Annotated in this window: 17 protein-coding genes and 1 pseudogene; 10 read left to right on the forward strand and 8 right to left on the reverse strand. The window is 65.2% G+C overall.

Features of this window, described 5'->3' with window-relative positions:
• Nucleotides 1-181 precede the first annotated feature (181 nt).
• Nucleotides 182-1,122, forward strand: a pseudogene (locus AWC07_RS06965) (DUF222 domain-containing protein).
• Between the two features lie 4 nt (nt 1,123-1,126).
• On the opposite strand, the gene AWC07_RS06970 reads toward AWC07_RS06965, so the two are convergent.
• From AWC07_RS06970 to AWC07_RS06980, 3 genes are read right to left on the reverse strand one after another with little or no spacing between them, the layout of a single operon-like run.
• Nucleotides 1,127-1,639, reverse strand: coding sequence for a LeuD/DmdB family oxidoreductase small subunit (locus AWC07_RS06970; protein WP_036410226.1), 513 nt, complete (start codon nt 1,637-1,639; stop codon nt 1,127-1,129).
• Nucleotides 1,636-2,883 carry an aconitase/3-isopropylmalate dehydratase large subunit family protein gene (locus AWC07_RS06975; protein WP_036410224.1) on the reverse strand — a complete coding sequence of 416 codons (1,248 nt, stop codon included), beginning with the start codon at nt 2,881-2,883 and terminating at the stop codon, nt 1,636-1,638. Before AWC07_RS06975 ends, AWC07_RS06970 begins: the two co-directional genes overlap by 4 nt.
• Nucleotides 2,874-3,761 (reverse strand): isocitrate lyase/PEP mutase family protein, encoded by an 888-nt coding sequence (locus AWC07_RS06980; RefSeq protein WP_036410222.1) that lies wholly within the window; start codon nt 3,759-3,761, stop codon nt 2,874-2,876. Before AWC07_RS06980 ends, AWC07_RS06975 begins: the two co-directional genes overlap by 10 nt.
• Nucleotides 3,762-3,846: 85 nt before the next feature.
• Between AWC07_RS06980 and AWC07_RS06985 the strand changes: the two genes are divergently transcribed.
• Complete coding sequence (locus AWC07_RS06985; protein WP_036410220.1) at nt 3,847-4,662, forward strand: GntR family transcriptional regulator; 816 nt, start codon at nt 3,847-3,849, stop codon at nt 4,660-4,662.
• Here AWC07_RS06985 and AWC07_RS06990 read toward each other — a convergent pair.
• Complete coding sequence (locus AWC07_RS06990) at nt 4,655-5,518, reverse strand: ribokinase (protein ID WP_139829582.1); 864 nt, start codon at nt 5,516-5,518, stop codon at nt 4,655-4,657. The two genes, AWC07_RS06985 and AWC07_RS06990, sit on opposite strands and share 8 nt — an antisense overlap.
• Before the next feature lie 137 nt (nt 5,519-5,655).
• Here AWC07_RS06990 and AWC07_RS06995 point away from each other — a divergent pair, with 137 nt between their 5' ends.
• On the forward strand, nt 5,656-7,863 hold the full coding sequence (locus AWC07_RS06995; protein WP_036410216.1) for an adenylate/guanylate cyclase domain-containing protein: 2,208 nt from the start codon (nt 5,656-5,658) through the stop codon (nt 7,861-7,863).
• Nucleotides 7,860-9,263 (forward strand): mechanosensitive ion channel family protein, encoded by a 1,404-nt coding sequence (locus AWC07_RS07000; RefSeq protein WP_085105009.1) that lies wholly within the window; start codon nt 7,860-7,862, stop codon nt 9,261-9,263. The genes AWC07_RS06995 and AWC07_RS07000 overlap by 4 nt, the downstream gene beginning before the upstream one ends.
• On the opposite strand, the gene AWC07_RS07005 is transcribed toward AWC07_RS07000, so the two are convergent.
• Nucleotides 9,260-12,412: an MFS transporter gene (locus AWC07_RS07005; protein ID WP_244187508.1), complete on the reverse strand. Its 3,153-nt coding sequence runs from the start codon at nt 12,410-12,412 to the stop codon at nt 9,260-9,262. The two genes, AWC07_RS07000 and AWC07_RS07005, sit on opposite strands and share 4 nt — an antisense overlap.
• A 347-nt stretch (nt 12,413-12,759) precedes the next feature.
• On the opposite strand from AWC07_RS07005, the gene AWC07_RS07010 reads away from it, so the two are divergent.
• A complete protein-coding gene (locus AWC07_RS07010) occupies nt 12,760-14,550 on the forward strand; it encodes an FAD-dependent oxidoreductase (protein ID WP_036416208.1) in 1,791 nt (596 codons plus the stop codon).
• Nucleotides 14,551-14,759: 209 nt separating this feature from the next.
• On the opposite strand, the gene AWC07_RS07015 is transcribed toward AWC07_RS07010, so the two are convergent.
• The gene (locus tag AWC07_RS07015) at nt 14,760-15,440 is read right to left on the reverse strand and encodes an esterase (RefSeq protein WP_036416207.1); all 681 of its coding nucleotides are present in this window, start codon (nt 15,438-15,440) and stop codon (nt 14,760-14,762) included.
• A 236-nt stretch (nt 15,441-15,676) separates the two neighbouring features.
• On the opposite strand from AWC07_RS07015, the gene AWC07_RS07020 reads away from it, so the two are divergent.
• Both AWC07_RS07020 and AWC07_RS07025 read left to right on the forward strand, forming a co-directional pair.
• Nucleotides 15,677-17,860 carry an adenylate/guanylate cyclase domain-containing protein gene (locus AWC07_RS07020; protein ID WP_425271226.1) on the forward strand — a complete coding sequence of 728 codons (2,184 nt, stop codon included), beginning with the start codon at nt 15,677-15,679 and terminating at the stop codon, nt 17,858-17,860.
• Nucleotides 17,857-19,260 (forward strand): mechanosensitive ion channel family protein, encoded by a 1,404-nt coding sequence (locus AWC07_RS07025; RefSeq protein ID WP_036409976.1) that lies wholly within the window; start codon nt 17,857-17,859, stop codon nt 19,258-19,260. Before AWC07_RS07020 ends, AWC07_RS07025 begins: the two co-directional genes overlap by 4 nt.
• An 18-nt stretch (nt 19,261-19,278) precedes the next feature.
• Here AWC07_RS07025 and AWC07_RS07030 read toward each other — a convergent pair whose 3' ends face one another.
• Nucleotides 19,279-21,060 carry an amidohydrolase gene (locus AWC07_RS07030; RefSeq protein ID WP_244187507.1) on the reverse strand — a complete coding sequence of 594 codons (1,782 nt, stop codon included), beginning with the start codon at nt 21,058-21,060 and terminating at the stop codon, nt 19,279-19,281.
• A gap of 226 nt (nt 21,061-21,286) precedes the next feature.
• Between AWC07_RS07030 and AWC07_RS07035 the strand changes: the two genes are divergently transcribed.
• From AWC07_RS07035 to AWC07_RS07045, 3 genes are read left to right on the forward strand one after another with little or no spacing between them, the layout of a single operon-like run.
• Complete coding sequence (locus tag AWC07_RS07035; RefSeq protein WP_084293341.1) at nt 21,287-22,588, forward strand: glutamate-5-semialdehyde dehydrogenase; 1,302 nt, start codon at nt 21,287-21,289, stop codon at nt 22,586-22,588.
• A 25-nt stretch (nt 22,589-22,613) separates the two neighbouring features.
• Nucleotides 22,614-23,489: an AAA family ATPase gene (locus AWC07_RS07040; protein ID WP_036409972.1), complete on the forward strand. Its 876-nt coding sequence runs from the start codon at nt 22,614-22,616 to the stop codon at nt 23,487-23,489.
• Between the two features lie 13 nt (nt 23,490-23,502).
• A complete protein-coding gene (locus AWC07_RS07045) occupies nt 23,503-24,942 on the forward strand; it encodes a vWA domain-containing protein (RefSeq protein ID WP_036409970.1) in 1,440 nt (479 codons plus the stop codon).
• 6 nt (nt 24,943-24,948) lie between these two features.
• Here the strand turns inward: AWC07_RS07045 and AWC07_RS07050 are convergent, their stop codons facing one another.
• A complete protein-coding gene (locus AWC07_RS07050; protein WP_051507800.1) occupies nt 24,949-25,941 on the reverse strand; it encodes a class I SAM-dependent methyltransferase in 993 nt (330 codons plus the stop codon).
• Nucleotides 25,942-26,264 lie beyond the last annotated feature (323 nt).

Raw genomic sequence — 26,264 nt, forward strand, 5'->3', positions numbered from 1 at the left:
AATAAGTCAACACGACCGCCCCGGAAAGACAGTGCACCGTACACCGTGTGTCGCCTTACTTATGCGCGACTTAGTAATTGATTTGAATTTGTTTCGGATCTCTGTAATCCCTTGTGTCACTGTAGTTTCAGTGGTCACATGACGGCGATTCTTGTCGGTGGGTGTTCGTAAGATTTCAGGCATGGGTTCGGGTAGTCGTGAAGACATCATTGAGGTCTTTGACGCGCTCGATGCTGAGCTTGATCGGTTGTGCGAGTGGTCTTTTGAGGTGCTCACCACCCCCGAGCGGCTACGGGCGCTTGAGCGTTTGGAGCGCGTGGCGCGGCGGCTGCGGACCCCGCAGCACGCGCTGATCAATCAGCTCGGCGCGCAGTCCGGCGAGACCGAGCTGGGCGCCAAGCTGCATTCGGCGCTGGCCCCAGCGCATCATGGACTGGCTCAACCCCGACGGGGAATTGAGCGAGCAGGAGCGGGCCCGCAAGCGCGGCATCATGATCGGCAGGCAGGAATACGACGGTATGTCGCGCATCAGCGGTCACCTGACCCCGGAGGCGCGGGCCACCTTCGAACCGGTGTTGGCCAAACTGGCGGCCCCCGGCGCCTGCAACCCCGACGACCAAACACCGGTCATCGACACCACGTCCGATGCGGACGCGGTCGGGCGTGACACCCGCAGCCAAGCGCAACGAAATCACGACGGCTTGCTGGCCGGACTGCGAGGCCTGCTGTGCAGCGGGGATCTGGGTCGCCACAACGGCCTGCCGGTGTCGATCGTCGTCACCACCACGCTGAAGGACCTACAAGCCGCCGCAGGCAAGGGCCTGACCGGCGGCGGCTCGCTGCTGCCCATGTCGGATCTGATCCGCCTGGCCAGCCACGCCAATCACTATTCCCCCGCAAGCGGGAGGTACCCCCAGGCGCACCGACATCAACGAGCTCACCCTGGCCTGCGGAGTCGACAACCGACTCGTCGAAAAAGGTTGGCGCACCCGCAAGAACGCCCACGGAGACACCGAATGGATACCCCCGGCGCACCTCGATCGCGGACAGCCTCGCACCAACCCCTACCATCACCCGGAACGATTCCTACGCGGCGACGGCGACGACGACGAACCCGATTGACGCTTTAAATTTGTTGGCAAAGCGGCAGATAGCCCTGGGCCGCCAGCCGCGCCAGGACCCCGCCGCTGTCGATGATCTCGAGGATCAGGTCGGGCAGTACGGGCACCGTTGCGCAGGCTCCGGTGGTGTCGTTGCGCCAGCTGCCCTTGCTCAGATCGAAGGTTGCGCGATCGCCCTCGCGAAAGATACTGGTGGCGTTCGGAACTGTCATCGCGGGCAGCCCGGCGTTGACCGCATTGCGGAAGAACAGGGAGTTGAATTCCTCGGCGACCAGCCCCGCGATACCGAGCTCGACGAACAGGGCCGCAACCGGCCGCGACGACCCGACGCCGAAGTTCTTGCCGGCCACCAGGATATCGCCCGGCGACACCTGATCGGTCCAGCCGGGACGAAGTTGGTGGAAAACGTGCCTGGCCGCCTCGGGCGGATCCATCTTCATGGCAAAGCCGGGGTACATGGCATCGGTATTCAGGTTGTCGCCGAAGACCCACACCCTGCCGCTGAAAGTGAGTGTCATGCAGCCAAACTCCTCGGGTCGGTGATGTAACCGGTGACCGCTGAGGCGGCGACGGTCGCCGGTGAGGCCATGAAGATCCGCGCCTCGGTGCTGCCCATCCGCCCGGTGAAGTTGCGGGTGCTCGAGGTGATGCACACCTCGCCGGGCCCGACCACCCCCATGTGGTAGCCGAAGCAGGCACCGCAGGTGGCGTTGGTGACGACGGCGCCGGCGTCGGCGATGGCCTGTAAGTAGCCCAGCCGCATGGCCTCCCGGTACACCGCTTGGGAAGCGGGCGTAACCAGTAGCCGCACCCCTGGCGCTATGCTTCGGCCGCGCAGCACCCGCGCGGTGATTTCGAGGTCTTCGAGTTGGCCGTTGGCGCAGGATCCGATGAACGCCTGGTCGACGTGCTGAGCGCCCACTTGCGAAACGGGCAGCCCGTTACGACTGACGGTGCCCGGCAGGGCCACATAGGGCTCCAGCGTGGCCAACTCGACGGTCCGGACATCGCGGTAACCGGCATCGGGATCCGGCTCCGCACAGCGGTATCCGTTGATGCCGCGCTCTTGCAGGTGATCCGTCAAGATGTGATCGGCTTCGAAAATGGCGAAATCAGCTGACAACTCGGCTCCCTGGGTGGCGATGGTGCGCCGATCGGGTATCGGGATGCTGGCCAGACCACTGCCGCCATACTCGAGATTGTGGTTGGCGGCGTCACCGTAGCGGCTGGCGATATGCAGGAAGATGTCCTTGCCGCTGACGGTGTCGGGTTTGATGCCGGAGAACTCGTAGCGGATGGTTGGTGCGATGTGGTACCAGGTGTGGCCGGTGCACATGACGGAGTACACCTCGGCGGCCCCCAGTCCACGGGCCGCGGTGTTGTAGGCACCGGCGGCGCAGGTATGGGAGTCACTACACGCCAGTACTTCTCCCGGCCGGGCCAGTCCGTTCTCGGCGATGACCTGATGGCTGATGCCATGCCTGCCGACGTCGTAGAAGCGGCGGATGCCGAAGTCGGCGACGAACTTCCGGGCTTGCTGACCGCCGGCGGCGTCCCTGATGGATGGTGCCGGCACGGCATGGTCCATCACCACGGCTAGTTTCCCCGGGTCATGAATCCGGTTGGGCTGTATCCATTCTCGCGCGAACTGGAGATCGATCAACACGGTCATGTCGACAGCGACGACGACGGTGTCGCCGGGCGATACCGTGCTTTGACCGGTCTTGCGGGCGAAGATCTTCTCGATGACGGTCATGCCCATGCGCAGGCCTCGGTGGAGGAGTACCTCGCTTCGATTTCCGACCACTCCGCCAGACCGACCAGGTCGAAGAATTCGGCGGGAGTGCCGGCCCGGTGGGCCGTGCGGTCGGTCCCGTTGAGTTCACCCAGCGCCGCCAGCATGGCGGCCGTCGCCCGTCGCACCAGCTGACCCGGATGGATCGCTACCGCGTAACCCAGTTCCTGCAGTCGCGTCACCGGCACCGGTGGAGTCAGGCCGCCAATGACCAGATTTATCAACAGCGGGGCCTCGACTTCGCGTGCGATGCGCTCGATTTCGTCGACACCCTGCGGAGCCTCGACGAAGACGATATCGGCGCCCGCGGCGGCATAGCGGCTGGCTCGTTCGATGGCGGCGTCCAGGCCGAGCGGGGCTCGCGCGTCGGTGCGTGCCACGATCAACAGGCCGTCGTCGGAGCGGGTGTCGAGCGCGGCCGCCAGGGTCTGCTCGAACACCGCGGCGTCCACCACCCGTTTGTCGGGCAGATGGCCACACCGCTTGGGAAATGACTGGTCCTCCAACTGGATCGCGGCCACCCCGGCGTTGTCATAGGAGCGGACGGTGCGCACCACGTTCTTGGGGGCGCCGTAGCCGGTGTCGGCGTCGGCGATCAGCGGGACGTCGCCCAGTACGCCGGCGATCATCCGCGCCCGCTCGGCCATTTCCGACGCGGTGACCAGGCCGATGTCGGGTAGGCCGAAACCGGAGGCGGCCACCCCGGATCCGGTGAGATACGCCGCGACGTGACCGGTGCGTTTGGTCAGGTGCGCCGAGATTCCGTCGAAAACCCCTGGCGCAATGACGAGTTCACCTGTGTCGAGGAGGGCTCGCAGTCGCCGGCGGGCCGGTGTCGTTGGCATGGATGCCGGTCCTCTCTGCCGTTGGTAAGGTTGTTATATACATATAACAACATGGTGGGAGGCGCAACCGCGGGGATGTGGAAGCATGGGCGCCGTGCAGCAAAACAGCGGGAAACCCGCACCCGTGTCGGCCACCGCCGGGGTGCCGCTGCACCGGCAGCTCTTCCTGGTCCTGCACGACGAGATCGAGCGCGGCGTCCTTGCCCCGGGCGATGCGTTACCCACCGAGCAGGCGCTGTGCGAGCAATTCGGAATTTCACGGATCACCGTGCGGCGCGCCCTAGCCGATCTGGCCGAGCAGGGATACATCCAGCGCAAGCACGGCGTGGGTTCTTTTGTGCGGGAACGGGTTCCAGCAGACCGGTCGGCGCCGGGCCGCTCGTATCTGGACGGGTTGCGCCAGACCCAGTTCGAGACCGAGGCCGAGATCGTCGAACTCGGGGTACGGCGACCGCCGCATGCGGTGGCGCAGGCGCTGCAGACGACCGGGGAGCTGCTCCACGTGCTGCGGTTGCGGCGGCAACGCCGCACCGGCGAGCCGTTGATCCTGAGCGACGTCTGGTTGCCGGCCGAACTGGCCGGCACGCTGACCGAATCCGCGCTGCGCAAAGCACCGCTGTACGAACTGGTGAGGCGAACCGGGGTGGTCGTGGATCGCGTGCAACACGAGATCACCGCCGAAATCGCCGGTCCCCGTAACGCGCAGCTCCTCGAGACGGCGATCGGCGCCGCGCTGTTGCGGATCAACCGGCTGATATTCGCGGCGGGTGTGCCACATCGCTACCAATCCGTACTCTTGTCGCCGACCCGCAGCCGCGTGCTGCTGACTCAGTCCGCGGATGAACTCGAGACCGCCGACGGTCTGGCGATCGCCCACGACGTGCGCCGCGAGCCTACGTGAGGGCCGCCTCGATCGCAGCTGCGTGGGGTGCGCAGTTTCCGGCGCCCGCAACCATGGTCGCCAGTGCCCCCGCCGCGCATGCTCGTTGCAGTGCCCGCAGTCGTTGGGCCGGCGCAGCCGGGTCCGGTGGCCAGTGGGCGGCCAGTACGCCGGCGAATACGTCGCCGGCCCCGGTGGTGTCGACCGCAGTCACCGCGGGGGCGGCGATGTCGAACTCGCCGTCGACGCCGACGTAGCGGGCGCCGCGCGCGCCGAGGGTGACCACGAGGTGGGCCGGCGGCCAACGCCATTGCTCGGCTTCGGACTCGTTGGCGATCACCACGTCGGCCACCGCCGCCAATTCGGGCCCGGCGCCGTGCAGTCGGCCTGCCGGGGAAGCATTGACCATGACGACCGCCCCGGCTGACCGGGCCTGCCGGGCGGTGGCCACCGCCGCCTCCGGCGGAATCTCCAACTGGGTCAGCAACACGTCACAGTCGCCGACCGCGCCGGGCGCCAGCTTCAGCCGCCCGTTTGCGCCGGGAGCCACCACAACCGTGTTCTCGGCGCCCGCGTCGACCACGATGATCGCCGTCCCGCTGGGGCCGGGCACCCGGACCATTCCGTCAACGCCAACGCCGTTGGCCAGCAGGTGGGCCCGCAGCTGGTCGGCAGCCGCGTCGTCGCCCACGGCGCCGACGAACTGGACCTGTGCGCCCGCGCGCGCGGCGGCCACCGCCTGGTTGCCGCCCTTGCCCCCGGGCGCACAGGTCAGTGTCGACGCCAGCACCGTCTCGCCCGGGCGCGGCAGCGTGGTGACGGCGAACGTCAGATCCATGTTCAGGCTGCCCACCACACAGACTCGCCGCGCCGTCATTGTGCCGACGTTAACAACGCTCGGCCCAGGTCATTACATTGTCGGCAAACATCGTTTACGCGCGCGTGTCGGCGCTAGTCTGCGAGGTGATTCGGTGCTTGTAGAGCGGAAGTAAAGAGGAAGCAGGTAGGAAGCCGGTGATATCGGGCGAGGCAACAGATTCCGTGCCGGAGGCACCCGACGCCCCGGTCCACACGAGCATCATCCCCAAGAGCCTCGGGAAGGAGCGCCGCCGCCGGCCGCGGTTTCGGGTAAGCATCCAGTCCAAGCTGATGGTGCTGCTGCTGCTGTCGAGCATCGTCTCGGTGGCCGCCGTCGTCATCGTCGGCTACCAAACCGGCCGTGCCTCGCTACAGGCGGCGGCATACGAGCGGTTGACCGAGTTGCGTGAATCGCAGAAGCGGGCGATCGAGACGCTGTTTGCCGACCTGACGAATTCGCTGGTCATCTATGCGCGGGGATTGACGGTGGTGCAGGCGGTCGCGCAGTTCACGGCCGGGTTTGACCAATTGGCCGACGCGACCATCAACCCTGCCCAGCAGCAGGCGATTGTCAACTACTACACCAACCAGCTCATCAAGCCGGTGGAACGAACGATGGGCGAAAAGCTCGATATCACCGCGCTGCTGCCGACGTCGCCGGCCCAGAAGTATCTGCAGGCCCACTACACCGCGCCGTTCACCTCGGATCAGGACTCGATGCGGTTCGACGACGCCGGTGACGGCAGCGCATGGTCGGCCGCCAACGCGCGATTCAACGGCTACTTCCGCGAAATCGTCACCCGGTTCGATTACGACGATGCAGTGTTGCTGGACACCCGGGGCAATATCGTCTACAGCCTGAGCAAGGATCCCGACCTGGGCACCAACATCCTGACCGGGCCGTACCGGGAATCCAACCTGCGCGACGCTTATCTTAAAGCGCTGGGCGCCAATGCCGTTGACTTCACCTGGATCACCGACTTCAAGCCGTATCAGCCGCAACTGGACGTGCCGACGGCGTGGCTGGTAGCACCGGTTCAGGCCGACGGCAGAACCGAAGGTGTCATCGCGCTGCCGCTGCCGATCGCCAAGATCAACCGGATCATGACCGCCAACCAGCAGTGGCAGGCCGCGGGCATGGGCCGGGGCACGGAGACGTATCTCGCGGGCCCGGACAGTCTCATGCGTTCGGATTCGCGGCTCTTCGTGGAAGACCCCGACGAGTACCGGCAACAATCGGTGGCCGCTGGCACCCCGCTCGACGTGGTGAACCGCGCGATACAACTCGGTGGCACGACGCTGCTACAGCCCGTTGCAAGCGCGGGTTTGCGCGCCGCCCAACGCGGTCAGACCGGAACGCTCACCGCCACCGACTACACCGACAACAAGGAGCTGGAAGCCTACGCGCCGCTGGATGTGCCGAATTCCGACCTGCACTGGTCGATTCTGGCAACACGCGACAACTCCGAGGCATTCGCCGCTGTGGCCGCGTTCAGCAAGGCCCTGGTGTTGGTCACCGTGGCCATCATTCTTGGCATCTGCGTCGCTTCGATGCTGATCGCCCAGGCGATGGTGCGGCCGGTCCGGCGGCTGGAGGCCGGTACCCAGAAGATCAGCGCCGGCGACTACGACGTCACCATTCCGGTAACCACACGCGACGAAATCGGTGATCTCACAGCGGCTTTCAACGAGATGAGCCGAAACCTGGAAATCAAGGAGGGTCTGCTCAACGAGCAGCGCCGGGAAAACGACCGGCTGCTGCTGTCGATGATGCCCGAGCCGGTGGTGCAGCGCTATCGCGAGGGGGAAAAGACCATTGCCCAGGAGCACCAAGACGTCACCGTGATCTTCGCCGACATCCTGGGCCTGGACGAAGTCTCCAGAGACCTGTCGGGCAACGAGTTGGTCGGAATTGTCGACGACTTGTTCCGGCAGTTCGACTCGGCCGCGGAATCCCTTGGTGTGGAACGAATTCGCACCCTGCACAACGGGTATCTGGCCAGCTGCGGGGTGAATACGCCGCGGCTGGACAATGTCGCGCGGACCATCGATTTCGCGCTGGAAATGCGCCGCATCGTCGACCGGTTCAACCGGCAAACGGGTCACGAACTTCGGCTGCGGGCCGGCATCAACACCGGCAACGTCATCAGCGGACTGGTAGGCCGATCCAGCGTCGTCTATGACATGTGGGGCGCCGCAGTGAGCCTGGCTTACCAAACACACAGTGGCTCACCGCAACCCGGCATCTACGTCACCTCGCCGGTGTACGAGGCGATGCGAGACGTGCGGCAGTTCACCCCGGCGGGCACCATCTCCGTCGGCGGCGTAGACCAGCCCATCTACCGATTGTCGGAGCGATCATGAATGTCTTGAGCACACCATGGTTTTACTGGGCTGTCGCGATCGCCATCGGATTACCCGTCGGGCTGATCATCCTCACCGAGCTGCACAACTCACTGGTCCGCCGCCAGAGCCATCTGGCCCGGCAGGTCAGCCTGCTGCGTAACTATCTGCTGCCGCTGGGTGCCCTGCTGCTGCTCCTGGTGAAGGCGTCCCAGATCCCGGCCGGAGACGGCACGGTGCGAATCCTCACCACACTGTTCGGCTTCCTGGTGCTGGTGTTGCTGTTGTCGGCGCTCAACGCCACGGTATTTCAGTCAGCGCCGGAAGACAGCTGGCGCAAGCGACTGCCCACCATCTTCCTCGACGTGGCCCGGTTTGCGCTGATCGGCGTCGGCCTGGCGATGATCCTGTCCTACGTCTGGGGGGTGCGGGTCGGGGGCATATTCACCGCGCTGGGGGTGACCTCGGTCGTCATCGGCCTGATGCTGCAGAACTCCGTGGGCCAGATCGTGTCGGGATTGTTCATGCTGTTCGAGCAGCCCTTCCGGATCGACGATTGGCTGGACACGCCCACCGCGCGGGGGCGAGTTGTGGAGGTGAACTGGCGCGCGGTCCACATCGAGACCGGAACCGGCTTGCGGATCACCCCGAACTCGATGCTGGCAACCACGTCGTTCACGAATCTGTCCCGCCCGGGTGGCTCGCACAAATGCACGATCACAACGAAATTCGCCCTCGCCGACGCACCCAACAAGGTATGTGCGATGCTGACCCGGGTTGCCGCCGGGCTACCCCAGCTCAAGTCGGGAACCATGCCGGAAACGGTCGCGCTGGGTGGCGGCGAGTATCGCACCACGGTCCGGCTGAGATCGCCCGCCGACGACGGCGTCGCACAGGCGACATTTTTGCCGTGGGTCTGGTACGCCGCCCGACGGGAAGAGCTTCACCTCGACGAGGCCGATGACGAATTCTCGACGTCCGACCGCGTGCAGGACGCGTTGCGCACGATGGTGGGGCCGGAGCTGCGGCTGAGTCTGACCGAACAGCAGTCGTTGGTTCCCTACGCGAGGGTGGTGCGTTACGGCGCCGACGAGATCGTGCAGCACGCGGGCGTCGTCCCCAAGGGAATGGCCTTCATCATCGCCGGCAGCGTTCGTCTGACCGCGACGGCGGAGGACGGCTCCGTTATCCCGATCGGCACGCTCAACCAGGGCGCGTTTCTGGGGGTGACCGCCCTGACCCGGCAACCCAACCCGGCCGGGGCGGTGGCAGTGGAGGAGATGACCGCACTCGAGATCGACCGCGAACACCTCGAGCGCGTCGTCATGAACAAGCCGATGTTGCTGCAGGAGCTGGGCCGGCTCATCGACGAACGGCAAAGCAAGGCGCGGCGGGTAGGCCACCGCGAACGGGTTGGCTAGCAGCGGTTCGACTCGCTCGATGTCACGGCCGGGGCCGCGCGGCGGCCCACCAGCGCCATAATTTGCGGCAAGGCTTCGCGAGTCGCGATCCGGCCGGCCTCGCGAGCGTGGTCGATCTGGTAGTACTCCATCAACCCGACGTCAATTGGGTTGGGCTTGATCACCACGTCGGCCTGCGCCAGTGCTGCCGTGGATGCCATTGCGCTGCTGATCGTCATGGTGCGCATGAGGGTGTCGACCATGCCGGGCACCCGTGGGTTGCGCCTACGCGTCCGGTTGGTGGCCGGGTTTGGGTCGCTGCCGGAGGTGACGCTCACCGCTACCAGGGGTCCGTCTTGGCCGGCCAGCGTCGCGACGGGCACGTTGTCCAGCACACCACCGTCGACGTGCAGCGTGCCGTTATAGACCATCGGCGCGTACAGGACCGGCAGCCGCAGCGAACAGGCGAGGACGTCGGCGAGCCGGCCGCGGCGGTGCACGACAGGCCGACGCGCCAGCAGATCGACGCTGACGCAGCGGAACTGGTTTGGCAGCTCCTCCACCAGTTGCTCTCCGAAGGCGGTGCGCAAGGTGGTCATGGTGCGGTGCCCACGGATGAGTCCCTTGCTCGGCAACGTGTAGTCGCCGTGGCTCTTACGCACGAAGTGCTCATAGATCTGCGCGTCCACGCCGGCGGCGTCCAGACCGCAGGCGGCGAGGGCCGCGATGACCGCCCCCATGCTGGTGCCGGCGAACCGGTCGACCGTGATCCCGGCTGCTTCCAGCTCTTCCAACACGCCGAGGTGGGCCAGTGCCCGTGCGCTCCCACCGCTGAGGACCAGCCCGACGGACCGGCCTGCGATACGCGCGGCGAGCGGGCGCAGGTCGTCTTCGCAGCGTCCGGGGCGGAACGTGTGCACCGACCGCGGCGAGATCGATTCCTCCCACGTACGCCGTTGCTCCCGGCTGGCGGGCGGTCCAGCCAGCACCAGATCAGCACCCTTGGCTCGGGCAGGCAGTGGCGCTGAGGGCGGGGCGGGTGCAGTCCCAACCAGGACGACGCGATCGGCGACCCGCAAACAGAAGTCCCGCCACTGTGGGTCATCGGCCGCCGCGGCATGCAACACCACCCGGTCGGCAGCACGCTCGGCGCGTTCCAGCCCCTGGCGATCGACGCGGCCCGGAGCGACGGCCCGTAGTCGATGTGACAGTGCACCACAGAGCGCGTTGGCCACCATCGCCACGGGCGCGTTGGCGTGGGCTCCGATGACCGTGACGACGACCTCGGGCGTGGTCCGGAAAGCCGCGCGCGGAGTCTGGTGCTCACGATAGGCCAGCACCCGCACGAGTGCCCCGAGGATCCGGGCGTCGGTGATCTTGTCGAATTCGGGCTTGGTCAACCGTGTCAACAGCGAGTCTCGTACCGCTCGAACCGACGCCCACCGGGCCGCGCCGATCAGCAATCCGCGCTCGCCGATCACTTCGCCGCGGCCCAGCTCTGCGACGATGCCGTCCTCGTCGAGCACCTGCAGGCGGCCGTCTTGCACGACGTAGAGCGAATCAGACACATCGCCCGCGTGGTACAGATACGAGCCTGCCTTCAGCAGTACCTGCTCGCCGCGGCTTCGTAGTTCCGCCAGGGTGAACGCGTCCAGCCCAGCCGGAGCGCCCGGGCCGTCAACTGCGGGGGAAGTCGAGAGCACCGGCGTGGCCGGTCCCGGTGGCTGCAATCGCGGCGGATCGAGCGGTGGTGCGGGCTCCGATTCGACCAACTCGGCGGGGCGGGTGCGACCCAGGAACACCGCTCCCAACGCGACCGCCACAAAGCAGATGGCGGCCATCGCCCAGCCTCGGCGCAGCACGTCTTCGGCGGCGCCACGGGCCGGTGTGCCGATCAGGATCACCAGCATCGCGACACCGATCACGGCGCCGACCTGCCGGATGGTGCCGGTCACCGCCGAGGCGGTGGCATAGCTGCCTCCCGCGGCCAGCCCGGACAGGGCCGCGCTGCCCAGCAGCGGGAACGTCGCGCCCACCCCGATTCCTTGCAGCAACTGGCCGGGCAACCATTCACCGAGGAAATCGGGCTTGGACCCGAGAAATTCGAGGTACCACAGTAGACTGCCGGCCCAGATCAGCGCGCCGACGCCGACGATCAAGCGATAGCCGTGCCGGTCGGCGACTCGGCCGAGTACCGCCGCGACGATGGCGGCGACGAATGCGGCGGGAGCCAGTGCAAGTCCGGCCTGCAAGAGCGTGTAGCCCCACACGTAATTGAGGAACAACACATGGGTCAGCAGATAGGCGTAGAAACCGGCGGCCGAGACGGCGGTCAACCCGGTGCCGACCACAAACGACCGAATGCGCAGCAGCGCAGGCTCGATCAGCGGCGCCGGGTGGTATCGCGAGCTGATCACAAATCCGGCCATCGCGACTGCGGCGGCTGCCAACGACCCGATGGTCGCTACGCTGACCCAACCCCAGTCCGGGCCCTTGATCAAGCCGAGCGTCAGCAAGCCGAGCGCGGTGGCCAGCAGCACCGCTCCCCGGACATCGGGCACCCGGCGCCGGCCTGCGGCCCGGCTCTCCACTAGCGAGCGGCGAGCCGCGAGCACAGCCACAATGCCCAGCGGAACGTTGACCAGGAACACCCACCGCCAGTTGGACGCCTCAATGAGCGCACCACCGATAGGTGGGCCCAGGCCCGCTGCAATTGCCCCGGCGGCACCCCAGAGAGCTACCCCGTGTGCGCGCCGTTTTGCGTCGAAGCTTTCGACGACCAGCCCAAGCGAAGCCGGTACCAGCACCGCAGCCCCGATACCTTGCAGCACGCGAAACGCAATCAGTTGCCCGACGCTATCGGCGGCAGCGCATAGCCCGGATGCGGCCGTGAACAACACGACGCCGTTGACGAACATCCGTTTGCGCCCGAGCAGGTCAGCGAGCCGGCCCGCGGCCACCAGGAATGCGGCGAAGACGATGTTGTAGCCGTTGAGCACCCACGACAAGTTGCTGATGTTGCTATGGAAATACCTCTGGATGTCCGGAAATGCGACGTTGACGATCGTTGAGTCCAGGAACGCGAGGAAGGCGCCGAAAGCCGCTACCAGCAGCACCACCGTGGCGGAGGGCTGGCGGCGTTGCGGCAGGTGGTCTGGTTTGGCGTCAATGGCGGACGAGGTCGTGACGGGGGGGACGGTGTGGACGGTGATCGCCGGCTCCAAACTATGTGAGGATGATACTATTGCCTAGGTGTATGATCGGCTAAGCTACTCGGCGGTAGCGACGCACGCTCGCCGAGAATGTGTGATAAGTGTCACTTGGTTCCGGCGAGCCGAACGAGACGCGATGATTTAACGTCCTTCGTTGCGCGGATGACGCCAAGTGTTGCGCCGCTGCACACCAAACAAATGCCAGCGCCGCCGCGGACATAACGTCGCGGTGAGATTAACAAAAACTTCCTTGCCGGGGCTTTACCTCGTGTCGAGGTCTACTCGGCACTTGAAAGAGAGATTAGATGAAACCGTCGATGCCTGCCGAAACTCATGTTGTCATAGCTGGCGCCGGAATCGCGGGTATGGCCGCTGCTATGACTTTGGCTGATGCCGGTGTACGGGTAACTTTGTGCGAAGCCGCAGCCGAAGCCGGCGGCAAGGCCAAGAGCCTTCGCCGCACGGACAATCATCCGACTGAACACAGCTTGCGAATCTATTTGGATTATTACCAAACTCTGTTGACGCTCTTCTCGCGCATACCCACCGAAAATGGCATGACGGTGCTCGACAATTTGGTCGGTATAAGTCCGATTCGGATTACCGAACAGGGCGTGATCGGCAAGCCGGCTGCGCCCGTCGCGGTGGAACGACGGCGCCGAGCGCTCGCGAGAATTGTGAGCAAGATATTCAAACCACTACAGCAAGCCGGCCGGATCCTGTTGCGAAGCGCAATCGTGATAATCGGGCTGGCGCGAATGGGGGTACCGCCGGCAGACTCCATCCACTATTTGCACGCTCATCTGCGCCTGGTATGGATGTGCCGGGAGCGATTTTTCGCCGAGCTCGGGGACATCTCCTATGGGGACTTCCTAAAACTTAGCCGCAGGTCGCCGCGGGCGCAGGCGTTCTTCTCCGCGTTGCCGCGCATCTTCGTCGCTGCGCGCCCGACCGCAGAAGCAGCGGCGATCGCACCTATCATCCTCAAGGCGTTGTTTCACTTGACGAGTTGCCCAGAAGCCCTGAACGATACGAAGCTGCCCTCGGTCATGATGATGAACGGGCCGACCAGCGAGCGAATGATTGACCCTTGGATTCGCCACCTAAGAAATCTCGGTGTAGACATACATTTCGATATGCGCGTTGGCGATCTCGAGTTCGACGACGGCCGCGTCACCGCACTAGTATCGACCGATGGCCGCAAAGTCGCCTGCGACTACGCCATTCTCGCGGTGCCCTATTTGATGCTTCGCGAAATCGCTAATAAAGCCCATGTCAAGCAACATGTTCCGCATCTCGCGGAAGCACATGCCATTGCGCTCGAGTCGTCGAACGGGATCCAGTGTTTTCTGCGCGACATCCCGGGCACATGGCCTCACTTCATGCGTCCCGGGGTCGCTGCCAGCTATGTGGACAGCGAGTGGTCCCTAGTCTCGGTTATCCAGGGAGAGGGCTTTTGGCAGAATGTCAGCCTGCCCGAGGGAACCAAGTACGTTCTGTCGCTGACTTGGAGCGATGTAGACCAGCCGGGACGGGTTTTCCATCGGCCGTTGAGCGAATGCAGTCCAGATGAGATCTTGACCGAATGCTTGGCGCAATGCGGCCTCGATCGGTCAGCAATCCTGGATTGGCAGATTGACTATGAGCTGAAGCATCTGCGCGAGGCCGACTACGAAGGCTTGGCGAGTAAGTTGCCTCCGCATCTTGCGTACCCGCCAGCGGCCGGGAATCGTATGGTAAACCTCTCGCCGCTTACCATTCTGATGCCTGGCGCCCGGTATCGATCGCCGCGTATTCGCACGGAAGTGCCCAATCTTTTTCTTGCCGGTGAAGCGACGTATTCCCCGGATCTCACCTTCTTTGTGCCGACCATGGAGAAGGCCGCCAGCTCCGGCTATTTGGCTGCCGAAGAGATCGTGACCCTTGCCGCCTCAGCGGCGGGCCCGCGACCGAAGATTCGGTTCCGCGATCCGATCCCATTCGCGGTCCTGCGCCGGGTGGACCGATGGTTGTGGAACCGCCGCCGAGCGACGTCGCAGCCAAATGGCGGCTCAGACCCGGTGGAAGAATGCGTCGTGCAGCCCCTGCCGGTCTGAGAGCACCCGGTAAGTCTGGGACGCCTCGAGACCGGCGGCGGCCCGTACCTCGGCTATCCAACCGCCTGATCTGATCCCCGACCAATTTGCGCACCGGACGCGCCGGACCACCTGGGGCCACGAACGCGGGAAGTCAAGCGACCCAACGTCGTTCGGGGTCGACCAGTGAGCGGAACTCAGAGTTTAGAACGGTCGCGCCGCGCGCTGAGTTAAGCCAGCATCGAGTCGATTGCCGACCGCGGGACCGATGCCTGGGTGGGGCCGGCGGACTCGGGCAGCAGTTCACCCGGGTTGAAGAAAAAGGTCACCCCGTCATTGGTGATGGCGAAATTCTGGTAATTGGCCGGATCCAAACCGGCTGCGGGCGCCACCTGCTGTCCGGTCTGCTTTTGCAGCACGGTTTGCACGATGGGGAAAACGGTCGGCAGCGGGTCGGTCTTGGGCTGCCACAGCGTGTCGTAGGTGATCGGCTTGCGATATCCCTGATCCCAGTTGAACGCCTTGTACTTCGTCGTGGGCTGCCCGTTGCCGACGTTCTGAACGACCTTGAGCACCAAGGACTGGGTGCCGCGAGGCGGTATCGCCGACTCGTAGTTGGTGGAGGTGATCTCCAACTGGTACGGCGCCTCGCGGGGAGCAGACGATTTGGCGACGTTGAGGAAGTCGTCTCGGGTCTGGGCGACGTAGCTTTGCAGCGACTTCTGGTCGGGGTAGTTACTCGGCAGGCTGATATTGACGTTGTAAGCCGGGTCCGAAATCTGAATCTGGCATACCTGGCCGGTAGTGGTGCCCTTCAGCTCATCACAGTAGGTCTTGGGTGCGGCCGCGGCGACGGCGGGACTGCCGAGGGTAACGACGGCCAGGACAAGCAGGGGCACTGTGATTCGCATAGCGAAGTTCCTCCGAGGCGAAGTTGCGGCACCGGGGTAACGGACCAGTGCCCGGCTGCCGTGACAAGTCGGCCAACCGGGCCATCGACCAACATAGGCCATTGCGGTGCCCACGGCCGTCCTGGGGGCAGCCGACGTTGGCAGCATGTTTTCGCCAAACCCGATGTTTCCTGCGTTTTCGGGTTAGTCTGCTGCCTGATCTGCCGGTCTTGCCGCCGCAAGCGAAAGGAAGCCGAGTGACATCGGGGCAGCCAACGCAACCGGTATCCCAAGAAGGGTCCGCCCCAACCGGGAGTCGTGGGCGCCGGCTGCTGCGGTTGTTCCGGATGGGCATCCAATCGAAGTTGTTGGTGACGCTGCTGCTGTGCAGCATCATGTCGGTGGCGGTGGTCGGCCTCACCGGGTATGTGACCGGCCGCAACGCTTTGCAACAAGTGGCGACGGAGCGGTTGCTCGAGTTGCGGGAGTCGCACAAGCGGCAGTTGGAGGGGCTGTTCGACGAGTTCACCAATTCCTTGGAGGTGTATAGCAGCGGTTTTAGTGCCGTCCAGGCGATCGAGGCGTTCACCGCCGGCTTCAACCAATTGTCCGACGCCACGATCAGCCCCGCCCAGCAGGAATCGATCGCCAACTACTACAGCAATGCGGTGGTTAAACCGATCAGTCGGCTGACCGGTGACGATGTCGACATCAATGCGCTGCTGCCGACCTCCAACTCGCAGAAGTACCTTCAGGCCAACTACACCGCACCGTGCGCGTCGGCGAGCGAATCGGTGCGGTGTCGCGACGCCGGCGACGGCAGCGCCTGGTCGGCAGCCAATGCCCGCTACAACGACTTCTTCCGCGGCATCGTCACTCGCTTTGACTATCGAGACGCCTTGTTGCTCGATCTTCAGGGCAATGTCGTCTACACCGTGAGCAAAGGCCCCGACCTGGGTACCAACATCTTCACCGGGCCATATCGGGAAACGGCCCTGCGGGACGCGTACCAGAAAGCGTTGCGCTCCAACAACGTTGACTTCGTATGGATCACCGATTTCCAGCAGTATCAGCCGCAGCTGGACGCCCCCACCGCATGGGTGGTGTCGCCGATCGGGATGGCCGGCAAGATCGAAGGCGTTATGGCGTTGCCACTGCCGATCTCGAAGATCAACGACATCATGAACGCCCACAAACACTGGGAAGCCGTCGGCATGGGCCGCTCGACCGAGACCTACCTGGTGGGCCCGGACAACTTGATGCGTTCCGATTCACGGCTGTTCCTGCAAGACCGAGACAAGTATCGACGGGAGGCGGTGGCGGGCGGCACTCCACGCGACGTGGTGGACAGCGCGATCCGGCTGGGAACCACCGTTCTGGTGCAGCCGGTCCCGAGTGCCGGGGTTCGTGCGGCCCAGCGCGGACAGACCGGCGTCACGAAGGACACCGACTACCTGGGCAATCGGGAGCTGGAAGCATATGCGCCGCTGGATGTGCCGAACTCCGATCTGCACTGGTCGATCCTGGCGACCAGGGACGACTGGGATGCTTATCAGCGGCTGTCCACGTTCGGCAAGACTCTGGTGCTGGCGGTCGCCGGGATCACCTTGGCCATCTGCGTGGTATCGATGCTGCTTGCCAAGCTGCTCGTGCGCCCGATCCGGCGGCTGGAGGCCGGCACCGAGAGAATCAGCGCCGGCGACTACGAGGTGACCGTTCCGGTGCGGTCACGCGACGAACTCGGCGATCTCACTGCGGCTTTCAACGAGATGAGCCGCAACCTCAAGATCAAAGAGGAATTGCTCAACGAGCAACGCAAGGAAAACGATCGGTTGCTGCTGTCACTGATGCCCGAACCGGTCGTGCAGCGCTACCGCGAGGGAGCGCAGACCGTCGCGCAGGAACACCAGGACGTCGCCGTGATCTTCGCCGACATGGTGGGGCTCGACGACCTGTCCGACGACCTGTCCGGAGACGAACTGGTCGCCGTCGTCAACGAACTCTTCCGGCAGTTCGACTCCGCGGCCGAAGCGCTTGGCGTGGAGCGGATTCGAACGTTCCACAACGGCTACCTGGCCAGCTGCGGTGCCACCACCCCGCGGCTGGACAACATCCACCGAAGCGTTGACTTCGCCATCGAGATCCAGCGCATCATCGACAGATTCAACAGCCGGTCACGGCACAAGCTTCGGCTGCGGGTCGGCATCAATACCGGGAAGGTCATCAGCGGTTTGGTCGGTCGCGCCAGCCTCGCCTACGACATGTGGGGTGCCGCGGTAAGCCTGGCCTACCAAATGAACAGTGGCTCACCGCAACCCGGCATTTATGTCACCGCGCAGGTGTACGAGGCGATGCGCGACATCTGGAAGTTCGTGCCGGCCGGTACCATCTCGGTCGGCGGTTCGGAGCAGCAAATCTGGCGGTTGGTGGAACGCCAATGAACATCTTCAGCGCCTCGTGGTTCTACTGGGCCGTCTCGGTCGCGGTGGGACTGCCCGTCCTGATCGTCATTCTGACCGAGTTGCAGCACACGTTGCGCCGCAGGGGAAGTCATCTCGCCAGGCAGATCAGCCTGCTGCGCAACTACTTGCTGCCGCTGGGGGCGCTGCTGCTGCTCATCGTGAATTCGGAGGGCGTCCCGGCCCACGACAACGCCATACGGATTCTCACCACGGTCTTCGGTTTCCTGGTACTGGTGCTGCTGCTGTCCGGGCTCAATGCGACCGTCTTCGCCGCAGCTCCGCAAGGTTCATGGCGCAAGCGGCTACCGGTGATCTTCCTGGACGTGGCCCGCTTCGTGCTCATCGGAGCCGGGCTGGCGGTGATCCTCTCCTATGTCTGGGGTGTGCGGATCGGCGGACTGTTCACCGCCGTGGGCGTGACATCGGTCGTCATCGGCCTGATGTTGCAGAACTCCGTCGGCCAGATCGTGTCCGGCCTGTTCATGTTGTTCGAGCAGCCCTTTCAGATCGACGATTGGCTCGACACCGCCACCGCGCGGGGACGAATCGTCGAGGTCAACTGGCGTGCTGTCCACATCGACACCGGCAGCGGCCTGCGGATAACCCCGAACTCGGTGCTGGCCAGCACGCCGTTCACCAATCTGAGCCGGCCGGCGGGCGCCTACCAATTGGCGATGAAGACCACATTTTCCGACGCGGATTCGCCCGACCGGGTTTGTGCGACGCTGTCGCGGATTGCCGGCGCGCTGCCTCAGCTCTACAGCGGTTTCAGCCCCACCTCCGAGCCGGTCGGCGGCGGCGAGTACTGCACCACCATCGGCTTGCGGTCACCCGCTGACGAAAGCGCCGCGCGAGCGACATTTTTGCGCTGGATCTGGTATGCCGCGCGGCGGGAAAACCTGCACCTCGACGGCGCCGACGAGGACTTCTCGACGACCGAGCGCCTGCAGGAAGCCCTGAAAACGGTGGTGGGGCCGGCATTGCGGCTCAGCGACGCCGACCAGCAGGCGTTGCTGTCGCACGCGAGGACGCTGCGCTACGGTGCCGGCGAAATCGTGCAGTGCGCGGGCGAGGTGCCCGCGGAGATGATGTTCGTCGTCGCCGGGAGGGTGCGGCTGACCGCGACGGCCGACGACGGATCGGTGGTGCCGATCACCACCCTGGAAGAAGGCGGATTTCTGGGTCTGACCGCGCTGACCCGGCAACCGAATCTATCCAGCGCATACGCGATCGATGAGGTGACCACGGTGGAGATCGGCCGCGAGCACGTCGAGCATTTGGTGGCGCGTCAACCGTTGCTGCTCCAGGACTTCGGCCACATCCTCGAAGAGCGGCAAAGCCTGGTGCGCCAGGGCTTACACCGGGAATGGTTCAACTGAGGAAACTGCGGCATGCGCTTACCCGAGCGGATGCACTTCTCCTTCGAACACCGTGCCCCAGATGCCGACGTCCTTGAGGCCTTCCGCGCCAACGTCGTAGGGGTTTTCGTCGAGCACGGCGAAGTCCGCTTTCTTGCCGGCGCGAATGGAGCCGATTTCGTCTTCTTTGCGCAGAATCCAGGCAGCATCGATGGTGATCGCCTTGAGCGCGGTATGCAGGCCGACCCGCTCCTGCGGACAGTTCAGGTTGCCGTTGATCGTCACCCGGTTGGCCGCCACCCAGGCCAGGGTGAGCGGCGACAATGGCGCCATCGGACAGTCGGAGTGCACGGTGAACGGCACACCCATCCGCTCCAGCATCCCCATGCGCACCATCTGCGTTCCGCGATCGGCGCCCAGCCATTGCTCGCTGAAGATGTCGCTGAGCATGTACAGGTAGTACGCGTTGCAGGAGACCAGCATGCCGATCTCGTTCATTTGCCGGCACTGGTCCTCGCTGTTGAAGGCATAGTGCTCCAGCGTGGCGCGGTGGCCGAAGCGCGGCTTGACGTCCAGCAACCTACGAATGATGTCAATGTAGATTGCGGAACTGAGGTCGCCGTTGATGTGGGCGTGCAGTTGGTAGCCGGCCTTCCAGAACGGTTCGGCGTAGCTGTACAACAGTTCGGGCGAGGCCATCCACACGCCCTGGTGGCCGTCCAGATACCCAGGGAAGTCGCACTGGGAGAGCCCGCTGTAGATCGCGCCGTCGGCCTGCAGCTTGAAGTGGCGGTCGAACATCACCCGCCGGCTGTTGTGGGTTGCCCACTCTTCGGCCGCCTCGAGCGCCTCCTCCGGCGTGATGCCGCGCGGGATGAAGTCAGCCGTGGTGGGCGTGAGAATGATGCGGCAAGGCGCCCCCATCGACTCGGCGGTGTCGCGGATGAGCTTGGTCTCGCCGACCGGATCGCCGAAGATGCCGACTCCCATGTCCAGGCACGTGGTCACGCCGGCCATATGCACCATTTCCAGGAAGTTCTGCATCCCTTTCCGATAACGGGCCGGATCGAAGTGCAGTCTGCCCAGCCGAGACGCGTTCAATAGCTGCGCCCCGTTCTCCCAGAAGTGTCCGTCTTCCCAGTCGGCGTCCGGATGCCCGGTGAACTGCTCTTGCGTTACCCCGGTCCAGTTGAGCGCGGCGTCGTTGAGGAAGAGCTCGTGGAACGACCGATGCCACAAGATGACCGGCTTGTCGCCGTAGCGCTGAGTCAGGTCGGTCTTGGTGAATTTTCCGTGCCACAGCGGATGGTAGCCCCACGAAATGAACGGCACCGCCCAGTCCTGGTGGGCCGCAACCTGTTTGTCGAGTGCGGCAAGGTAGGACTCCGGAGTTTTCGCCCCGGGGAAATTCCCGGTCGGCAGGGTCCAGTCGTCAGGCGCCAGGAACGGATACTGCGTCAAAACGGCGGGCAAGGACGGATGGACGTGCGGGTCGATGAAGCCCGGCATCAGGAGCTTGTCCTTCATCCGGTCATCGACTTCGTAGTCATAGCGGTCGAGCCACGGCTGCAGCGTCTCGGCGGTGCCGACGGCCACGATCTTCCCGCCACCCACGGCCACCGCCGTTGCCGTGGGCATCGCCTCGCACATGGTGATGATCTCGCGCGCCGGGAAGACGGTGATTTTCTCGAATTCTTTGTGCGTGACCTTCTGGGCTGGCCCTTCTTCGGAAAACGTTTCTCCGGATTGCAATGTATTTCGTCCCTTCCCGTCTTCCCGGCCTGCCGCGTCCCGCCGCTCGACGTGGTCGAATCGGGTCAAGAGGCCCCATTGTGCCGAACCCGACGCTCGGTTATCACCGAACGATCCGAGTCGATGCCGTCAGATACCGCGGTGCAATACCTTGCCGTGATCGGCGTTGCCGCGGTGGAGCGGGTGAATTGTCACACGCTTCGAGCAGCCGAGCCAGTCCGTTCCCGCCTTCGCCGCGGCAGCGCCTGAAACAGGCCGTCGCACTCGGTCGGCTAACGCCCGTTACGCTGGGGCAATGAGTGTGCAAGCGCCGTCCCCGAGCGCTGGGGGCACCTCCCGCCCCCAGACCGAGGGGACGACTCACGAGCGGGAGCCGGACTACCGTCGACAGGTGCACGACGCCGCCCGCCGGGCGCGGGTGGCTGCCCGGCTGCTGGCCGTGTTGCCCAGGACCGTTAAAGACCGCGCGCTGCACGCCGCCGCCGACGAGATCTTGTCGCGCGCCGACCAGATTCTGGCCGCCAACGCCGAAGACCTCGACACGGCGCGCGCCGTCGGCACACCGGCCGCGATGCTCGACCGGCTTGCCCTGAACCCGCAGCGTATCGACGGTATCGCCGCCGGTCTGCGTCAGGTCGCGGGCCTGCCCGATCCGGTCGGCGAGGTGCTGCGCGGCTACACCCTGCCCAACGGGCTGCAGCTGCGCCAGCAGCGCGTCCCGCTCGGCGTGGTCGGCATGATCTACGAGGGCCGGCCCAACGTCACTGTCGACGCCTTCGGCCTGACGCTGAAGTCGGGCAACGCCGCTTTGCTGCGTGGCAGCTCCTCGGCCGCGAGGTCCAACGAAGCGCTGGTCACGGTGTTGCGCACGGCGCTGGTCGGCCAGGAGCTGCCGGCCGACGCGGTGCAGCTGCTCTCGGCTGCCGACCGGTCCACCGTCACCCACCTGATCCAGGCGCGCGGCCTGGTGGACGTGGCCATTCCGCGGGGGGGAGCGGGCCTGATCGAGGCGGTGGTGCGGGACGCGCAGGTGCCCACCATCGAAACCGGTGTGGGCAACTGCCATGTCTACGTCCATGAAGCCGCCGATCTGGAGGTGGCCGAACGGGTTCTGCTGAACTCCAAGACCCGCCGGCCCAGCGTCTGCAACGCGGCCGAGACGCTGCTGGTGGACGCGGCGATCGCCGGTCACGCGCTGCCCCGGCTATTGGCGGCCCTGCAGGACGCCGGCGTCACCGTGCATCCGAATGCCGACGAAGACAACTTGCGCCGGGAATATCTGGCTTTGGAGATCGCGGTGGCTGTGGTCGACGGTGTCGACGCGGCGATCGCTCACATCAACGAGTACGGCACCGGACACACCGAAGCCATCGTGACCACCAATCTTGCTGCGGCTCAACGGTTCACCGAACGGGTCGATGCCGCTGCGGTCATGGTCAACGCGTCGACGGCGTTCACCGACGGTGAGCAGTTCGGCTTCGGCGCCGAGATCGGCATCTCCACCCAGAAACTGCATGCCCGCGGTCCGATGGGACTGCCGGAATTGACTTCGACCAAGTGGATCGTGTGGGGAGACGGCCATACTCGTCCGGCCTAGCCGGCCCTGTTAAGGAGAACTGATTGTGACGGTACCCGCTCGGTCCGCGCCACTATTCGCCGATATCGCCGACGTGTCGCGGCGGCTGGCCGAGACCGGTTACCTGCCCGACACCGCCACGTCGACGGCCGTCTTCCTGGCCGACCGGCTCGGTAAGCCGCTCCTGGTCGAAGGCCCGGCCGGCGTCGGTAAGACCGAACTCGCGCGTGCCGTCGCCCAGGCCACCGGATCCGGACTGGTCCGGCTGCAGTGCTACGAGGGCGTCGACGAGGCTCGGGCCCTCTACGAGTGGAACCACGCCAAGCAGATCCTGCGCATCCAGGCCGGCTCGGGCGACTGGCAGGCGACCAAAGATGACGTGTTCAGCGAGGAGTTCCTGCTGCAGCGTCCGTTGCTGACGGCGATCCGGCGCATCGATCCGACGGTGCTGCTGATCGACGAAACCGACAAAGCCGACATCGAGATCGAAGGCCTGCTGCTGGAGGTGCTCTCCGACTTCGCGGTGACCGTTCCCGAGCTGGGCACACTCACCGCCGAGCGGGCGCCGTTCGTGGTGCTGACCTCCAACGCCACCCGCGAGCTGTCCGAGGCACTCAAGCGTCGCTGCCTGTTCCTGCACATCGACTTCCCCAGTCCCGAGCTGGAGCGGCGCATCCTGCTGTCGCGGGTTCCGGAGCTGCCCGAGCACCTGGCCGAGGAGCTGGTGCGCATCATCGGCGTGCTGCGCGGCATGCAGCTCAAGAAGTTGCCGTCGATCGCCGAGACCATCGACTGGGGCCGGACGGTGCTGGCACTGGGCCTGGACACCATCGACGACGCCGTGGTCGCCGCCACGCTCGGCGTCGTGCTCAAACACCAATCCGACCAGCAACGCGCGGCCGGCGAGTTGCGGCTCAACTGACGGGGCTGCACCGATGGCTACTCGACGTATCCGTCCCGCCCGGCCGCTGGCCCCGCACGGGCTGCCCGGCCATCTGGTCGGGTTCGTGGAAGCGCTTCGCGCCGTTGGCATTTCGGTGGGTCCGTCCGAAACGGTGGATGCCGGGCGGGTGATGGCAACCCTGGGTCTGGGCGATCGTGACGTGTTGCGGGAGGGCATCGCGTGCGCGGTGCTGCGCCGGCCCGATCACCGCGAGACCTACGACGCGATGTTCGACCTGTGGTTTCCCGCAGCACTAGGCGCCCGCGCGGCGGTCACCGAGGACGAGGTCGGCGACGACGAGTCCCTGCCGCCCGACGACGTCGAGGCGATGCGGCAGCTGCTGCTGGATCTGCTGACCGACAACCCCGACCTAGCCGATATGGACGAGCGGCTGGTGGCGATGATCGCGCGCATCGTCGAGGCCTACGGCAAATACAGCTCCAGCCGCGGGCCGTCGTTCTCGTCGTATCAGGCGCTCAAGGCGATGGCGTTGGATGAACTGGAGGGCAAGCTGCTGGCCGGACTGCTGGCACCCTACGGCGACGAGCCCACCCCTACCCAAGAGCAGATAGCTAAAGCGCTTGCAGTCCAACGGATTACCCAACTGCGTAAGCTGGTTGACGCCGAGACCAAGCGGCGCACCGCCGAGCAACTCGGCCGTGACCACGTCCAGATGTACGGCATCCCACAGCTTTCCGAGAACGTCGAGTTCCTGCGGGCTTCTGGTGAGCAACTGCGACAGATGCGCCGGGTGGTGGCTCCGCTGGCCCGCACGCTGGCCACTCGGCTGGCGGCGCGACGGCGCCGGTCCCGCGCGGGATCGATCGACCTGCGAAAGACGCTGCGCAAGTCGATGTCCACCGGCGGTGTCCCGATCGACGTGGTGCTGCGCAAACCGCGCCCGGCGCGTCCGGAACTGGTTGTGCTGTGCGACGTTTCCGGTTCCGTCGCCGGGTTCAGCCACTTCACGCTGCTGCTGGTCCATGCTTTGCGCCAACAGTTTTCCCGGGTCCGGGTGTTCGCCTTCATCGACACCACCGACGAGGTGACGCACATGTTCGGCCCGGAAGCCGATCTGGCCGTGGCCATCCAGCGGATCACAAGGGAAGCCGGGGTGTATGCCCGCGACGGTCATTCCGACTACGGCAACGCGTTCGTCTCCTTCATGCAGGCTTTCCCGAATGTGCTGTCGCCGCGCAGCTCACTGCTGGTGCTCGGCGACGGGCGCACCAACTACCGCAACCCGGCCGTCGACGTGCTGGCCGACATGGTCACCGCGAGCCGGCACGCGCACTGGCTCAACCCCGAGCCCAAACACCTGTGGGGCAGCGGCGACTCGGCGGTGCCGCGCTATCAGGAAGTGATCACTATGCACGAATGCCGGTCGGCGAAACAGCTGGCCGAGGTGATCGACCGGCTACTGCCGGTGTGACCCGCCTCAGCGGGTTTTCCGGAAGACCAGCCAGCGCATCGCTATCGGGCTCATCTCACGCTTGACGGGAAACACGTCGAGGCCGCTGACCCAGTCGGCGTACCAGCTGGTGGGCGGCCAGGCGCCCGGGGGTAAGTGCGCCTTCTCGTAGTCGTAGACCGAGTCGTCGCCGACGAGCTCGAGCGCCAGCCCGGCCGCGGCAGCCGACATCTCCGGTCGAGTGAAGATGCCCGTATACACCTGTTGCCCGAACTCCCGGGTGGCCTGGTCGGGTATGTAGTCCACGTCGGCCAGGAAGGCATTGAACACCAATCGTCCGCCGGGAGCCAGGCAGTGCGCCGCCAGTTCGAACAACCCGCGCAGTTGCTGTGTCGTCCGGAAATCAGGCACCACCTCGGAGAGCACCATCAGCTGGTAGTCCTGCCGCAGGTCGGCCGTGCTGGCAAAGACGTCACGCACGATGACCCGCACATCGAGGGATTCCCGTTGGGCCTCGGAGCGAATGATGTCGGCGAACTTCGGGGTCAGCTCCACCACGTCGACCGGATGCCCGCGGCGTGCCAGCGCCAGGGCGTTTCGGCCGGTTCCCGCTCCGATCTCGAGCACCCGATGAGCGCGTGGTTCGGGGGCTTCGCTGGCCAGCGCCCACACCCGCGCGTCGGGTTCGGTGCCGAAAAGCGGGGGCTCGCGGGTGCTGATCCAGTTCTCGTATTCCTGCGCCAGGGTCCGCCATTGTGCCCGAACTTGGTAGTGCAAGGTCGGGCCGATCGGCGCTTTGAACGAGATGACGATGCTCGAACGCTGGGAAGCTGCGTACGCCTCGGCCAACTGGCCTTCCAGAACCCGTCTGACGTGGGCAAGTTCGTCGTCGGAAAACTCCCGGCCCACAGTGGCAAAGAGCTTGGCGCACATCGCCACGTATTCGTCGATCATGCCCGGAACGGCCGGCAGCGAGATCTCGCCGGCGACCTGGGAGCGGGTGTAGAACCGCCGGAGCATGGACTCCTTCAGCAGCGCTGTGGGCTGATCGGAGCTGGGCGCCAAATTGTCCACAGACACCTTTTACACGACCTAGCGGGCGGTTACATCGGCATTGAAGCAATGGCTTGGGCCGGCTTGGGCCGGCTTGGGCCGGTTTTCCTCCGAACTGGCGCCCACCAGCGAATGGCTGACGGATCGCGGCGCTCAGGTCAGCAGCTCGAATCCACCTCCGAGCGGTCGTGGGGCTGCGCCCCGGTGTGGGGAGACGGAAATCGCGTGCTGATGCGGTTGGGTCGGCGGCTGATGGCGCCGAGTGCGCGTTGATGGCGCCGAGTGCGCCG

Source organism: Mycobacterium gastri, from assembly GCF_002102175.1.
Lineage (GTDB): Bacteria > Actinomycetota > Actinomycetes > Mycobacteriales > Mycobacteriaceae > Mycobacterium > Mycobacterium gastri.